This is a genomic window from Georgenia sp. Marseille-Q6866, assembly GCF_965111665.1.
Genome location: NZ_CBCOOR010000005.1, coordinates 138,352 through 152,549, shown reverse-complemented (window position 1 = coordinate 152,549; position 14,198 = coordinate 138,352). Strand labels below are relative to the sequence as shown.

The 14,198-nt window shown below is 72.7% G+C and carries 12 protein-coding genes; 5 read left to right on the top strand and 7 right to left on the bottom strand.

Annotation, left to right across the window (positions count from 1 at the left end):
* Window positions 1-10 precede the first annotated feature (10 nt).
* Window positions 11-844: a siderophore-interacting protein gene (locus ACWPXV_RS06405; protein WP_454084450.1), complete on the top strand. Its 834-nt coding sequence runs from the start codon at window positions 11-13 to the stop codon at window positions 842-844.
* Window positions 845-977: 133 nt separating this feature from the next.
* On the opposite strand, the gene ACWPXV_RS06400 is transcribed toward ACWPXV_RS06405, so the two are convergent.
* Genes ACWPXV_RS06400 through murQ form a run of 5 tightly spaced genes read right to left on the bottom strand, consistent with a single transcriptional unit; the run spans window position 978 to window position 6,054 of the window.
* Entirely contained in the window at window positions 978-1,901 is a 924-nt protein-coding gene (locus ACWPXV_RS06400) for an N-acetylglucosamine kinase (RefSeq protein WP_454084449.1), read from the bottom strand.
* 4 nt (window positions 1,902-1,905) lie between these two features.
* Window positions 1,906-2,811, bottom strand: a complete 906-nt coding sequence (locus ACWPXV_RS06395) for a carbohydrate ABC transporter permease (protein WP_454084448.1) — start codon at window positions 2,809-2,811, stop codon at window positions 1,906-1,908.
* Window positions 2,808-3,782, bottom strand: coding sequence for a carbohydrate ABC transporter permease (locus ACWPXV_RS06390; protein ID WP_454084447.1), 975 nt, complete (start codon window positions 3,780-3,782; stop codon window positions 2,808-2,810). Before ACWPXV_RS06390 ends, ACWPXV_RS06395 begins: the two co-directional genes overlap by 4 nt.
* Window positions 3,779-5,098, bottom strand: coding sequence for an ABC transporter substrate-binding protein (locus ACWPXV_RS06385; protein ID WP_454084446.1), 1,320 nt, complete (start codon window positions 5,096-5,098; stop codon window positions 3,779-3,781). Before ACWPXV_RS06385 ends, ACWPXV_RS06390 begins: the two co-directional genes overlap by 4 nt.
* A complete protein-coding gene (murQ, locus tag ACWPXV_RS06380; RefSeq protein WP_454084445.1) occupies window positions 5,098-6,054 on the bottom strand; it encodes an N-acetylmuramic acid 6-phosphate etherase in 957 nt (318 codons plus the stop codon). Before murQ ends, ACWPXV_RS06385 begins: the two co-directional genes overlap by 1 nt.
* 148 nt (window positions 6,055-6,202) lie before the next feature.
* Here murQ and ACWPXV_RS06375 point away from each other — a divergent pair, with 148 nt between their 5' ends.
* The 3 genes from ACWPXV_RS06375 (at window position 6,203) to ACWPXV_RS06365 (ending at window position 10,368) form a co-directional block, all read left to right on the top strand.
* A complete protein-coding gene (locus ACWPXV_RS06375; protein WP_454084444.1) occupies window positions 6,203-7,078 on the top strand; it encodes a MurR/RpiR family transcriptional regulator in 876 nt (291 codons plus the stop codon).
* A gap of 344 nt (window positions 7,079-7,422) precedes the next feature.
* The gene (locus ACWPXV_RS06370; protein WP_454084443.1) at window positions 7,423-9,237 is read left to right on the top strand and encodes an alpha/beta hydrolase domain-containing protein; all 1,815 of its coding nucleotides are present in this window, start codon (window positions 7,423-7,425) and stop codon (window positions 9,235-9,237) included.
* Between the two features lie 135 nt (window positions 9,238-9,372).
* Window positions 9,373-10,368 carry a Gfo/Idh/MocA family protein gene (locus ACWPXV_RS06365; protein ID WP_454084442.1) on the top strand — a complete coding sequence of 332 codons (996 nt, stop codon included), beginning with the start codon at window positions 9,373-9,375 and terminating at the stop codon, window positions 10,366-10,368.
* Window positions 10,369-10,372: 4 nt separating this feature from the next.
* On the opposite strand, the gene ACWPXV_RS06360 is transcribed toward ACWPXV_RS06365, so the two are convergent.
* Window positions 10,373-10,972 carry a GNAT family N-acetyltransferase gene (locus ACWPXV_RS06360; RefSeq protein ID WP_454084441.1) on the bottom strand — a complete coding sequence of 200 codons (600 nt, stop codon included), beginning with the start codon at window positions 10,970-10,972 and terminating at the stop codon, window positions 10,373-10,375.
* A gap of 77 nt (window positions 10,973-11,049) precedes the next feature.
* On the opposite strand from ACWPXV_RS06360, the gene ACWPXV_RS06355 reads away from it, so the two are divergent.
* The gene (locus ACWPXV_RS06355; protein WP_454084440.1) at window positions 11,050-12,180 is read left to right on the top strand and encodes an NAD(P)-binding domain-containing protein; all 1,131 of its coding nucleotides are present in this window, start codon (window positions 11,050-11,052) and stop codon (window positions 12,178-12,180) included.
* A 92-nt stretch (window positions 12,181-12,272) separates the two neighbouring features.
* On the opposite strand, the gene ACWPXV_RS06350 is transcribed toward ACWPXV_RS06355, so the two are convergent.
* Window positions 12,273-14,189, bottom strand: a complete 1,917-nt coding sequence (locus ACWPXV_RS06350) for a SpoIID/LytB domain-containing protein (RefSeq protein WP_454084439.1) — start codon at window positions 14,187-14,189, stop codon at window positions 12,273-12,275.
* Window positions 14,190-14,198 lie beyond the last annotated feature (9 nt).

Sequence of the window (14,198 nt, the reverse complement as noted above, 5' to 3'; positions counted from 1 at the left end):
GAGGAGACCCGTGACCGACCGTCCTGTCCGCCGCCGGAAGCCCCAGACCGTGCTCGAGGTGATCCGCCGTGAACAGTTGACGCCCCACATGGTCCGGCTCTACCTCGGCGGGCCGAACTTCTCCTCCTTCGAGGCCAGCGAGTTCGCCGACAGCTACGTCAAGATCTTCTTCGTCAAGCCCGAGCTCGACCTCGAGCCGCCCTACGACGTCGCCGCCCTGCGCGAGCACCTGGCGCCGGAGGACCTGCCGGTCACCCGGACGTACACCGTGCGCGAGGTCAACGCCGCGGAGCAGTGGCTGGCGATCGACTTCGTCGTCCACGGTGCGGAGGGTCTCGCCGGACCGTGGGCCGAGCGCGTCCAGCCGGGCGAGCGCGTGGTCCTCTCCGGGCCCGGGGGTGCCTTCAACCCCGACCCGACGGCGGACTGGCACCTGTTCCTGGGCGACGAGTCCTCCCTCCCCGCGATCGCCGCGTCCCTCGAGGCGCTGCCCGCGGAGGCGGTGGGCAGCGCGCTCATCGAGGTCGGCGGGCCGCAGGACGAGCTGCCCCTGCGCGCCCCCGCGGGCGTCGAGGTGCGCTGGCTGCACCGCGGCACCGCGCCGGCCGGCACGACGACGATCCTCGCCGACGCCGCGGCCACGCTCCCCTGGCGCGAGGGCCGGGTCTGCGCCTTTGCCCACGGCGAGCGTGAGGCGGTCAAGGCACTGCGCGACGTCCTCTTCTCCCACCGGGAGCTCGAGCGCTCGCAGGTGTCGATCTCCGGGTACTGGGCCTACGGCCGCACCGAAGACAGGTTCCAGGCCGAGAAGCGCGAGCCGGTGGGCAAGATTTTCACCGACTGACGCGTACTCCCGGCTCCTGCCAGGCGAGCGGCGGCGGTCACGGGGTGGCATGGTGCCGAGACGTTAGATTGATCCGCCTGGTGGATCAATCTAACGTCCCGCGCTCAGCACCCCCTGCGGCCCCCGCCCCGGCTCAGCGCAGGGTGAGGAGCGGCTCGGCAGACTGCACGTCACCGGCGAGCGCGCGGCGGGCGAGCGTCTCGGCCCCGTCGAGCGACGTGCCGCGCGGCGGTTCGAGGACGACGTCGGGACGCCGCGCCGCCAGCGCCTCGCGCATCGCCTCGAGCACCACGGCCGCCCCGAAGATCCCCCCGGTCCACGAGGCGAGCGGTGGCACCGGCGGGCGGAGCGCAGCGACGAGGCTGCGGGCGAGCTCGCGGCCGGCGCGCCGGAGGAGCTCGCGGCTCACGCCGTCGTCGTCCGCGGCGAGGGCGACGACGTCGGGGACGACGGAGGCGAGCACCCCCGCCCGGTCCTCGCGCGTGTAGATCTGCCGCGGCCACGACTCGGGCACCCCGAGCCGGGCGACGGTGGCGGCAAGGAGCGCGGTGGCGTCGGACCGGCGCCCGTCGTGCTGCTCGAGCGCGGTCTGCAGCGCCTGCATGCCGATCCACGAGCCGGAGCCGGCGTCGCCGAGGACGTGGCCCCAGCCGTCGACCTTGCGCCAGCAGTCGGCGAGGTCGGTGCCCAGCGCCGTCGAGCCGGTGCCGGTGAGGACGACGGCGCCGGCCCGACCGCCGAGCGCCCCGACGGCGGAGGTGACGGCGTCGGAGGCGACGACGGTGCGCACGTCGCCGACGGCGGTGCGGACTGCGTCGAGCACCACCTGCGGGCCGTCGGAGAGGGTGAGGATCCCGCTGGAGCCGACGCACACGGCGTCGACGTCCCCGGCGCGCACGTCCAGCGCCTCGACGAGCGCGGTGACGAGCGGCGCGGCGACGAGCCCGCCCGCGCTCACCCGCAGGCGCTCGCCGCTCGCCTCCCGCGCGCCACCCGGGCCGGCCAGGCGCGCGCGGGAGCCGGAGCCGCCGAGGTCGACGGCGAGGACCGTGCTCACGCCGCTACTTTCCCATCCCCGCCGTGAGGCCCGCGATGATCTGCCGGGTCGCGACGAGGAACAGGAAGATGAGCGGCACGGTGGCGATGACGAGCCCGGCGAAGAGCGTGGACCAGTCGGTCTGGTACTCCCCGAAGAAGCTCGTCAAGCCCACCGGCAGCGTGTACTTGTCCTGGTTGCGGATGAGGATGAGCGGGTAGAAGAAGTCGTTCCAGATCGGCACGAAGCGGAAGACGACCACCGTCGCGATCGCCGGCCGCACGAGCGGGGCCATGACGCTCCAGAACATCCGGAACGGCCCGGCGCCGTCCAGCCGCGCCGCCTCCTCCAGCTCCCCGGGTAGCTGCCGGAAGAACGTCGTGAGCACGAAGATCGAGAACGGCACGCTCACCGCCGCGTAGACCATGACGAGCCCGGTCCGGGTCGAGACGAGCCCGAAGGAGTCGAGCAGGTAGAAGATCGGGACGATCATGAGGAAGACCGGCATCATGAGGCCCGAGACGAAGACCGCCTCGATGACCGACATGAGCCGCCCCTTGGCGCGGGCCAGGGCGTAGGCGGCGAGCAGCGACACCGCCGTCGCGATGAGCACCGAGGAGACGGTGACGACGATCGAGTTGAGGAAGTACGTCGAGAAGGACGCCTCGATCCACGCCCGCTGGTAGCTGGTGAAGTCCGGCTGCAGCGGCAGGCCGAGGGGCTGGGTGGCCAGCTCCCGGTTCGTCCGCAGCGAGTTCAGCAGCATGATGAGCAGCGGCACGACGGCGACGGCGGCGTAGAGCCACAGCGCCGTCGTCGTCATCGCCGCGGCCCAGCTCCGGTCCCGGCGCCCGCGGCGGGGCTGCTCGGTGGGGTCGGTGACGACGGGCGGCAGGCCGTCGGGACGGCGCGTCGCGGGGGCGGCGGTCACTGGCCCAGCCTCCTCTCGGTGCGACGGAACCACCGGGTGAAGACCGTCGAGAGCACGAAGATGAACAGGAAGAGCAGGATCGCGATCGCCGAGGACGTGCCGATGGCGTTGGACGAGCCGGACTCGAAGGCGGTCCGGTAGAAGACGAGCGACAGGACGTCGGTCGCCCCCGCCGGCGCGCCGGTGGACCCGCCCAGGGCGTAGGGGATCGGGAAGGCCTCCATCGAGAAGATGAAGGTGAGGACGCTGACCGTGCCGATGACCGGCGTCATGAGCGGCAGCGTGATCGCGAAGAAGCGCTGCGGGCCGGACGCGCCGTCGAGCTCGGCGGCCTCGTCCAGCTCGGGCGCCAGCCCGCCGAGGGCCGCCCCGTACAGGAGGAGCGGGAAGCCCACCCACTGCCACGCGGTGACGAGGACGACCACCCACAGGGCGGTGCCCGGCGTCCCGAGCCACGGCAGCGCGAGGGAGTCCAGGCCCACCGCCTTGAGGGCCGCGTTGACCGGGCCGAACAGCGGGGAGAGCAGCAGCGACCACAGGTAGCCGACGACGAGCGGGCTCACGAGGTACGGCATCGTGAACAGCACCTGGAAGAAGCGCCGGAAGCGGGCGCGGCGGTGCAGGATGACGGCGAAGAGCAGGCCCACCGAGTTCTGAACCACCATCGCGCCGAGGAACAGCAGGAGGTTGTGCCCGAATGCCCGCGGCAGCGTGGAGCGGTAGGGCTCGGAGCTGAAGAGGTTGACGAAGTTCGCCAGCCCCACGAACTCCTCCTGGCTCGTCCCGCGCCAGGAGTACATCGAGTAGGTCACCGCGGTGACCATCGGGTAGAGCACGAAGATGGCGAACAGCACCGCCGCTGGGGCGATGAACAGGAGCGCGACCCGGGTGGGCAGCGCCGCCGTCGTCAGCCGACGACGACGGCGCTGCCCCGGCTCCACGGCAGCCGTCTGTGCGGGGGTGGTCGTCACTGGCCCGGGGTGAACCACTCTGCGAGGCCGTCGTTGACGTCCTGCGCGACCTGCGCCGGGTCCTTGTCACCGAGGAAGAGCTCCTGGACGCCCGCGCCGAGGAGGTCGGTGCCGCTCGGGTCGCCGTAGCGGAAGTTGACGAGCTGCAGGTAGGGGGCGGGGTTCTCCTGGTAGAGGTCCCACATCTCCTGCATGAGCGGGTCCTCGAAGGTGACGCCGGGGACGGGGGAGAACTGCTTGAGGTCGTTGGCGACCATCTGCCCGAACTCCTGGGTGGCGAGCCACGTGATGAGCGTCTCGGCCTCCTCCGGGTGGGTGCTGTTGGCGCTCAGGCCCCAGTTGCCGTCGGCGTAGGCCGGGGTGACGGGGTGGTCGAGGGCCGAGTTCGGCGGCGGCGGCACCTGGAAGACGCCGAGCTCCATCTCGGGGTTCTCCGCCTGGAAAAAGGCCAGCTCGAAGGAGCCGCCCGGGAACATCGCGGCCTGCTCGGTCGTGAAGAGCACCTGGGACTCGGTGTAGCTGACGCCGACGACGTTCTCCGGCATGTATTCCTGGACGTCGACGACCGTCTGCAGGGAGTCGACGTAGGCCTGGTCGGTGAGGTCGGTGTCCCCGGCGAGGACGGCCTCCTCGAACTCCGCACCGCCGTACTGGGCCGAGCCGAGGATGTCGTGGACGATCGGCATCATCCACGCGTCCAAGCCGCCGACGGACATCGGGGTGACACCCGCCTCGGCGAGGGTCTCGTTGACCTCGACGAACTCCTCCCACGTCGTCGGCTCCTCGAGGCCGTTCTCCTCGAAGATCGCGGTGTTGTAGTACATCTGCAGGGTCTGGGAGGCGAAGGGCACGCCGTAGGTCTGCCCGTCCTCGCGGCCGAGGGCGCCGGCGAGGATCGTCTCGTCGAACTCGCTCACCTCCGGGACGATGTCGTCCAGCGCCACGAGGTTGCCGCCCTCGACGAGCGGCTGGAGCAGCCCGTAGCTGCGCACCTGCGCGACGTCGGGGCCGTCGCTGCCGGTGAGACCGGTCTGCAGGATCTGGTTGTACTCGGTGTTGACGAAGGCCTGGAACTCGACGGTGATGCAGGGGTTCTGCTCCTCGAAGACGTCGAAGATCGTCTCGTAGGCGTCGGCGTCCTCGGTGCGCCAGGACCACACGCGCAGGCTGACGTCCTCGGCGCACTCCCCGCCGTCGGCCGTCTGCTCGGAGCCGGCGTCCTGGTCGTCGGGGTCGGGGGCGTCCGACGACGGCGCGCACGCGGCGAGGAGGAGGAGGCTGGAGACCGCTGTCGCGGCGAAAATGCGGCGTTGCATCATGGTTCCCTTCGTGACGGGCTGCTGGGGGTCGGTGCGGACAGGGACTGCACGGCCGTGCGGACGACGCCGTCGGCGGCGGTGAGCGCGGTGCGTGCGGCAGAGGGGTCGGTGCCGGCGAGGGTCATGACGAGCGCGACCTTGAGGTCACCGCCCGCCTCCTCGAGCGCGGCCTCGCAGGCGGGGCGCTCCAGGCCGGTGGCCTGGGTGAGGATCGTGACGGTCCGCGCCCGGAGCTTCTCGTTGGTCGCGACCATCGAGACCATGAGGTTGGACCAGGTGCGCCCGAGGCGGACCATGAGCGCGGTCGAGAAGCTGTGCAGGACGAGCTTCTGCGCGGTCGCCGACTTCATCCGGGTGGAGCCGGTCAGCGCCTCGGGGCCGGTCTCGAGGACGATGGCGACGTCGACGTCGTCGAGCAGGACGGCGCGCGGGTTGGAGGTGACGAGGGCGGTGAGGGCGCCGCGCTCGCGGGCGTGGGCGAGCGCGCCGGCCACGTACGGGGTGCGGCCGGACGCCGCGAGCCCGACGACGACGTCGTGCTCGCGCACGTCGGTGACGGCGGCGGCCCCCGCGGTGCGGTCGTCCTCGACGTTCTCCGCGGCGCGCACGATGGCGGGCGGCCCGCCGGCGAGGTGGGCGGTGACGACCCCCTCCTCGAGCCGGAAGGTCGGAAGCAGCTCGGCGGCGTCGATGACCCCGAGGCGCCCGCTCGTGCCGGCACCGACGTAGTGGACGGTGCCACCGGCGCGGACCCGCTCGGCGGCGCCGTCGACGAGGCGCGCGAGCTCGGGGAGTGCGGCGGCGACGGCGTCGGGGACGAGCCGGTCCTCGGCGTTGATGAGGGTGAGCAGCTCGAGGGTGCCGACGACGTCGAGGTCGACGGTGCGGGGGTTGCGCTCCTCGGTGGGCGAGTCGACGGTGACACCCCAGCGGGTGCCCTCTCCTGGCGACATCGCGACTCCTGTTCGGTGGTGCTCCCGGCGCTGGGCCCGTGACAGTCTTGCTCCCGAGGACGATGCCGCCTCGACGGGGGGAAGTCAAGGAGTTACGCCCTAGTACGATTCGTGCAAACTTACTTTCACCCGACGAAGGATGGACACCATGGCCGAGTCCGCCCCGCCCGACGGCGCCGCGCTCGTCAGCCGGATCGGTGCGCTGCTGCCCGAGCTGCGCCCCGCCGAGCGACGCGTGGGGGAGGCGGTCGTCGCCGACCCGACCTCCGTGGCCCGGGAGTCCATCACGGCGCTCGCCGAGCGCTGCCGGACCTCGGCGCCCACGGTCGTGCGCTTCGCCAAGCGGATGGGCTTCTCCGGCTACCCGCAGCTGCGGCTGGCGCTGGCCAAGGCGGCCGGCATCGAGGAGGGACGCACCGCGCGCGGCCCCATCTCCGGGACGCTCGACGCGGACGACACCCTCGAGCAGGTGGTCGCGAAGATCGGCTACGCCGACGCGCGCGCGGTCGAGGACACGACCGCGATGCTCGACATCCCCGCCCTCGAGGCCGCGGTGGACGCGCTCGTCGGCGCGCGGCGCATCGACATCATCGGGGTCGGCGCGAGCGGTGTCACCGCGATGGACCTGTGCCAGAAGCTCTCACGCCTCGGCCTCAGCGCCGTCTACCACCAGGACCGGCACGCCGCCCTCACCGCTGTCTCGCTGCGGGGGCCGGGCGACGTCGTCATCGCCGTCTCCCACTCCGGCAGCACGCCCGATGCGATCGCGCCCACGCGCCTGGCCGCCGAGCAGGGCGCGACGACGGTCGCCCTCACCAACCACCCCGGCTCCAAGCTCGCGCAGACCGCCGACATCGCGCTCGTGACGACCACCCGGGAGACGACCTTCCGCTCGGGCGCGATGGCGAGCCGGATCGCCCAGCTCGTCGTCGTCGACTGCGTCTTCGTCGGGGTGGCGATGCGGGACATGCCCGCCACCCGCTCCGCCCTCGACGCCAGCTTCAAAGCCGTCGCCGACCTGTAGCCCGCCCGGCCCTCCCGCCAGAAGCCCTCTTCTGCGCCGACAGCTGGATTCCGCCGCGCCCCCTTGCGCCGACAGCTGGATTCCTCCCGTCCATGTGCGCCGACAGCTGGATTCCTCCCGTCCATGTGCGCCGACAGCTGACTTATTCACCGCGTGCCGGACCGGCCCCAGCGGCAGCAACAGGTGGCAACTCCTTTGCCCGTCGGCTGTCGTGGACGACCGTGAGTGGTGGGGGCCGCAGCACACCCGCAGACCGCCTCCACCCCACACGCGCCCCGGACCCACCCCGTCCGGGGTCGCGTTGCTGTGCCGATAGACGACGCCGTCCTGGAGGTCCTTTCCCCATGAACACCCCGTCCCGACCGGCCCGCGGCCTCCTCGCCGCGGCCTGCGTCGGCACCCTCGCCCTCGGCCTCGTCGCACCTGCCGGTGCCGCCACCGAGGACCCGGTCGCCTCGACCCTCACCGCGGTCCCCGCCGTCGAGGGTCCGGTGCCCGAGACCGACGACAGCTACCTCTGGTCGACGATGGAGCGCGCACGCGTGCCCTTCGACGTCGCCGACCTCGGCTTCGTCGAGGAGGAGTACTTCCTCTCCGGGACCGCCAACGTGTACGACCACGAGGGCGAGGACGTCGTCGTCGTCGAGGAGGGCGTCGAGTACGTCAACCACATCCTCGTGCGCCGGCCCGCCGACGCCGCGGACTCCTCCGGCGTCGTCCTCGTCGACATCCTCAACGCCTCCAACGGCTTCCCGGGCGAGGACCACTGGCGCCGCATGTGGCAGTGGGCCATGGACGAGGGCCACACGGTCATCGGCCTCACGTCCAAGCCGATCCAGATCGACGCCCTGCACAACTTCGACCCGGAGCGCTACGCGGACCTCAGCTGGGACGTCGACCCCGACGTCGAGCGCGAGCCGATCGTCGCCGACCCCGCGAACCCGGGCGCCTTCGACCCGTTCATGGTCGTCGAGGGCGCGGAGGAGGGGCTCGTCTGGGACATCACGACGCAGCTCGGCGTGCTCCTGGGCAGCGACCAGGCCGGCAGCATCCTCGGTGGGCAGACCGCGGAGACCTCGCTGCTCCTGGGCCAGTCGCAGTCGGGCGTCTACCTCAACACCTACACGTCGCACTTCCACGCGGCCCAGGCGGCCGCGAACGGGGGCTCGGTGTGGGACGGCTACCTCAACTCCGTCGGCCCGATCATGGAGCGCCCGCTCCGCCAGGGCGACTCCGGGGGCTTCGTCACGGCACCCGGCGCCGAGCCCGGCTTCGACGTCCCCTTCATCACCGTGACCTCCGAGGGTGACGTCTCGCTCTTCGGTGGGCCCGCGGTGCTCGCGCCCACCGAGCTGCCCGAGAACCGGTACCACTGGCAGGTCCCCGGCACCCCGCACACCGACCTCCTGTCCACGGTCATCCCCGCCGACGAGGAGATCGCCAAGGCCGGCCGCACGTGGAACACCCAGGTCCACGACCCGGAGTTCCGCGCGGCCCTCAACCTCTACCCGCTGGAGCCGGCGATCATCGCCGCCGCGCAGGCCCTCATCGACGCCCACCAGGGCGGCACCGCGCCGGCGCCCTCGGCCTGGTTCGACCAGGCGGACGGCGAGCTCGTGCGCGACGACGCCGGGAACGTCACCGGTGGCGTCCGGTACGGCCTCATCGAGTACCCGCTGGGCCAGTACCTCGGCGCCGCCTCCCCCGGCGCGGTCTACGGGTCGATGGAGCTGATCTCGGCGGAGGAGTTCGCCGCGTCCTACGGCACGCGGGCCGAGTACCTCGCCCTTGTCAGTGAGTTCGACGCCGGCCAGTTCGAGGCCGGCTACCTCACCGCGTACGGAGCGGAGTACTTCCGCGACGTCGCCGAGACGCTCCTCGACCGCATCGGCGTGCCCGCCGACGTCGCCCCGGAGCCCACGCCCGAGCCGACCACTGACCCGGAGCCGACCACCGAGCCGGAGCCGGAGCCGGAGCCGACGACGGAGCCCGCGCCCACGGCACCGGCCGCTGGGGACGACGACCGGGTCGCTCCCGCCCGGGACGGCGAGCTCGCGCGGACCGGTGTCTCGGCCGCAGGGCTGGCCGCACTGGCCGGGGCGCTCGTCCTGAGCGCCGCCGCTGCCCTCGGCCTGCGCCGCTGGGCCGCACGGGCCTAGCCATCGCGCCGCTGCCGCGGGCGGGTCCCAGGAGGGCCCGCCCGTGGCGGCGTCGGCTGCCGGCTCCCACCCGACCGGCACGCGGCCCCGTGGACCCGAGACCGCGCACCAGCGGCCGCCCGCTACCGTTCGGCCATGGACTCAGTGCGGTGGGGCATCATCGGCGTCGGCAATGTCACGGAGGTCAAGAGCGGACCGGGCTTCCAGCAGGCCGAGCGCTCCTCGCTCGTCGCCGTCATGCGCCGCGACGGTGAGAAGGCCGCCGACTACGCCCGCCGCCACGGCGTCCCGCGCTGGTACGACGACGCCGACGCCCTCATCCACGACGACGAGGTGGACGCCGTCTACGTCGCCACCCCGCCCGACTCCCACCGCGACTACGCGGTCCGCGTCCTCGAGGCCGGCAAGCCCGTCTACGTCGAGAAGCCGATGGCCCGCACCACCGCCGAGTGCGAGGACATGATCGCCGCCGCCGAGCGCACCGGGCTGCCGCTCTTCGTCGCCTACTACCGCCGCGCCATGCCGCGCTTCGTCACGGTCAAGAAGATGCTCGACGACGGCGTCATCGGCACCGTCCACGCCGTCGCCGTCCACGCGTCCAAGCCGGCCGTCATCGACGACGGCGCGGACGCGCCCTGGCGGGTGCGGCCCGAGGTGAGCGGCGGCGGGCACTTCGTCGACCTCGCCTCCCACACCCTCGACCTCCTCGACCACCTCCTCGGGCCGGTCGCGACGGTCACCGGGCACGCCACGCGCTTCGGCCGGGCGACGCTGGCGGAGGACGTCGTCAGCGCGTCCTTCCAGCTGGAGTCCGGTGCGCTGGGCTCGGGGCTGTGGAGCTACGGCACCCAGGAGGAGCGCGACGAGGTCCGCATCCTCGGCTCGGCCGGGTCGCTGCAGTTCTCCACCTTCGGTGAGGAGCCGATCGTCCTCACCACCGCCGACGGCGAGCGCCGCATCGAGGCGCCCTACCCGGCCACCGTCCAGCTGCCGCTCATCCAGACGGTGGTCGACGAGCTGACCGGCCTCGGCACGTGCCCGAGCACCGGGCCCAGTGCGCTGCGCACCGCCCGGGTCGTCGACGCCCTGCTCGCCGACTACCGCGCCGCGAACGGCATCGCCCTGCCCTGAGGCGTCAGCGTGCGCCGAGCGCGCGCAGCCGCTCCGTGAGGCCGAGCCGCACGGTGGGCCACTCACGGTCGATGATCGAGAAGACGACGACGTCGCGCACGGTGCCGTCGCGCCACACGTCGTGGTTGCGCAGCACGCCGTCCTGCTTCGCGCCGAGCGCGGCGATCGCGCGGCGCGAGCGCTGGTTGTGCCAGTGGGTGCGCAGCTCGACGGCGATGCACCCGAGGGTCTCGAAGGCGTGCGTGAGCTGGAGCAGCTTCGCCTCGGCGTTGACGCCGGTGCCCTGGGCGCTCGCGGCGATCCACGTCGAGCCGATCTCCAGCCGGAGGTTCTCCTCGCGGATGTTGAGGAAGGTCGTCACGCCGAGGGCGGCGCCGTCGGCGTTGCGGCGGACCACCCACGGGACCACGCGGCCGGCGGCGTGCTGGGCGAGCCGGGCCGCGACGTCGTCGTGCATGGCCTCGGGGGAGGGGACACGGGTGTACCAGAGCTCGTGGAGGCGTCCGTCCCGGACGGCCGTGGCCAGCTCGGCCGCGTGGTCGAGCCGCAGCGGCTCGAGCGTGACGAGGGTGCCGACGAGGGTGGGGGCCGCAGCGAAGCTCACACCGCGCATCCTAGGGACCGCGACGACGGTTGCGGACCTCACGGAAGCAAGCGGCAGCCCGGCGCGTTGACGGAGACATGCCCCCTGTCCTCCTCGACCAGCCCCAGCGCGCCCTGGGCCGCGACGAGACCGCGCACGCGGCCGACGTCGTCGTCATCGGTGCCGGGCAGGCGGGACTGTCGGCGGCCTACCACCTGCAGCGGCGCGGCTACCGGTCCGCGCTGGAGACGGGCACCCGCAGCTTCGTCGTTCTCGACGGCGAGGACGGGCCGGGTGGGGCGTGGCGCCACCGCTGGGACTCGCTGCGGATGGCGACCGTCAACGGCATCCACGACCTGCCGGGTATGGAGCAGGCACCGCCGGACGCGCAGGAGCCGTCGAACACCGCCCTGCCCCGGTACTTCGCCGCGTACGAGGACCGCTTCGAGCTGCCGGTCGTGCGGCCGGTGCGCGTGGAGTCCGTCGAGCGGGCCGACGACGACCCGCTCGGCCCGCTGCGCGTGCGCACCGACCGCGGCACCTGGACCGCCGGCGCCGTCATCAACGCCACCGGCACCTGGCAGCGCCCGTACTGGCCGTACTACCCGGGACGCGAGACCTTCCTCGGCCGCCAGCTCCACACCGCGGACTACGTGAGCGCCGAGGAGCTCCGCGGGCAGCACGTGGTCGTCGTCGGTGGCGGGATCTCGGCTGTCCAGTTCCTCGACGAGCTCTCCGAGGTCACGTCGACGACGTGGGTCACCCGCCGTGAGCCCGTGTGGCGGGAGGGCCCCTTCGGACCCGACGAGGGCCGTGAGGCGGTCGCCATGGTGGAGGAGCGGGTGCGGGCAGGGCTGCCGCCCCGCTCCGTGGTGAGCGTGACCGGGCTGCTGTGGACGCCGTCCTTGCGTGCCGCGGCGCGGCGGGGCGCCCTGGACCGCCGGCCCATGTTCGAGCGGATCGTTCCCGACGGCGTGCGCTGGGCGGACGGCACCGAGCAGGCCGCCGACGTCATCCTGTGGGCGACCGGCTTCCGTGCCCAGCTCGACCACCTCGCGCCGCTGCGGCTGCGTGGCCGCGGCGGCGGGATCGTCATGGACGGCACGCGCGTGGCCCACGAGGCGCGCGTGCACCTCGTCGGGTACGGGCCGTCGTCGTCCACGATCGGTGCCAACCGCGCCGGTCGGGACGCCGTCCGGGAGATCGACGCGCTGCTCGCCCAGGACTAGCCGGCGGGATCCCGCTCTCGACGGGGGCTCCTACCCCTGTGCGCCGAGAGCCGGACTCCTCGGGAGGAGTCCGGCTCTCGGTGGGAGGACGGTCAGCCCAGGCGGCGCAGGCCGAGGGTGTCGCGGCGGTCGCCGTTCCAGTCGCCGACGAGCACCTCGTCGCTCGCACGGCCGAAGGTGACGACGCGGTCGGCGTCGCCGCCGCTGATCGAGTTCTTCAGGTGGTAGACGTTGCCGCGGCGCACGCCGAAGGTGTCGCGCCTGTCCCCGTTCCAGTCACCGACGATGACGTCGTCACCGGCGCGGCCGTAGTTGATGACGGCGTCGGCGTCGCCACCGGTGAGGGAGTTCTTCACGTGGTAGACCGAGCCGCGGCGCACCGCGAGCGTGTCGCGGCCGTCGCCGTTCCAGTCACCCACGAGGACGTCGTCGTTCGTGTGCCCGTAGGTGATGACGCGCTGCGCCGGGCCGGGGCGGTTGTCGTTGCGGATGTGGTACTCGCGACCGCGGCGCACCGCGATCGAGTCGCGCCCGTCGCCGTCCCAGTCGCCGATGAGGATGACGTCGTTCGCGCGCCCGTAGGGGAAGGAGTAGTCCGCGCCGCCGGCACGCAGAGTGTTGCTCACGTGGAAGGTCTTGCCGCGGCGCACCGTGATGGTGTCGGTGCGGTTGCCGTCCCAGTCGCCGATGAGGACCTCGTCGTCGTCGCGGCCGTACTGGAAGACGATCTCCGCCTCGGCGCCGAGGGTGTTGGACAGGAAGAAGCCGGTGGGCGGCGGGGTGACGCGCCACCACTCGCTGAACAGGTCGAAGCGGAGGTTGGTGAGGGTGCGGTTGCCGGTGCTGCACTCCACCCGGGCCTCGGTGATGCGGCCGCCGAAGGCGCCGTTGCCGTCCCGCTTGGTGATGACGAGGTTGCGCAGGCGTCCGTTGCTCGGGCAGTAAGCCTCGACGGTGCTCACGCTCAGCCGGTCGGTCCAGGTGGTGCGGGTGTCACCGCTGGCGGTGCCGGTCCACGGGTCGGCCTTGGCGACGAGGTACGGGTACCTGCCCTCCCTCGTCCACCCACCGTTCGTCGAGGAGAACTGCGTGAAGGCGACAGCGCCGCGGTACATGCGCACCTCGCGCGAGGTGTCGGCGATGGCGGTGTTGGTCCGCGAGTGCTCCTGCTCGGTGACGACCCTGCCGGCGGCGTCGACGATCGCGCGGCCGCCGTACACCTGGCACTGGGTGGTGTCACAGGTGAGGCCGGCGCTGTTGGCGGCGATCTCGGCGAGGACGTAGCTGCGGGCGGCGACGGCCTGCGCGCGGAGGGCGTCCATCTCCCAGTACGCCGGGCTCTCGCGCGGCACGACGCCGCGCAGGTACTGCTCCAGCGCCACGTGGTTGCGGACGTCGAAGGTCGTGCTGTTCTCCCTGACGAGCTGGACGGTGCCGCGGTACCAGGTGCCCCGGGACGAGCTGGAGCCGACGACGGCACCAATGTTGTCGTTGTTGGCGTCGCGCGCCGTGACGGTGAGCTCCTCCGCGGTGAACTCGTGCACCGGGCCGGCGCTGCCGTTCGCCCGCGTGTGCCGGACGAAGAAGCGGTTGCGCTCCTTGCGGTCCACCGTGACGAAGCCGCCCGCGTACATACGGGTCGTGTTGCCGGGACCGGCGACGCTCAGGCGCGCAGCACCCTGCGGCGCCCACAGCCGCACCGACGCGGTGTTCTGGTGCGCCTCGAGGCGCACCTTCAGCGTGCTGTTGCTGACCGTGCCCGGCGCCGTGCCCGGGTAGTAGAAATCGAGGATCCGGCGGTAACCCACGCCCTGCTCGGCCGCGCCCTGCGCGCCCCACTGGGACATGCCGATGCCGTGGCCCCAGCCGCGCCCCTGGATCTCCCAGGAGCCCGAGGCGGGGCGGGGGTAGGTCTCGTCCGCGGAGGCCGCGGTCGGCAGGCCGACCACCACCCCGAGCGTGAGAGCCGCCGCCAGGGCGGAGGACAGAAGACGACGGACGGAACGCATGGCGGCCTC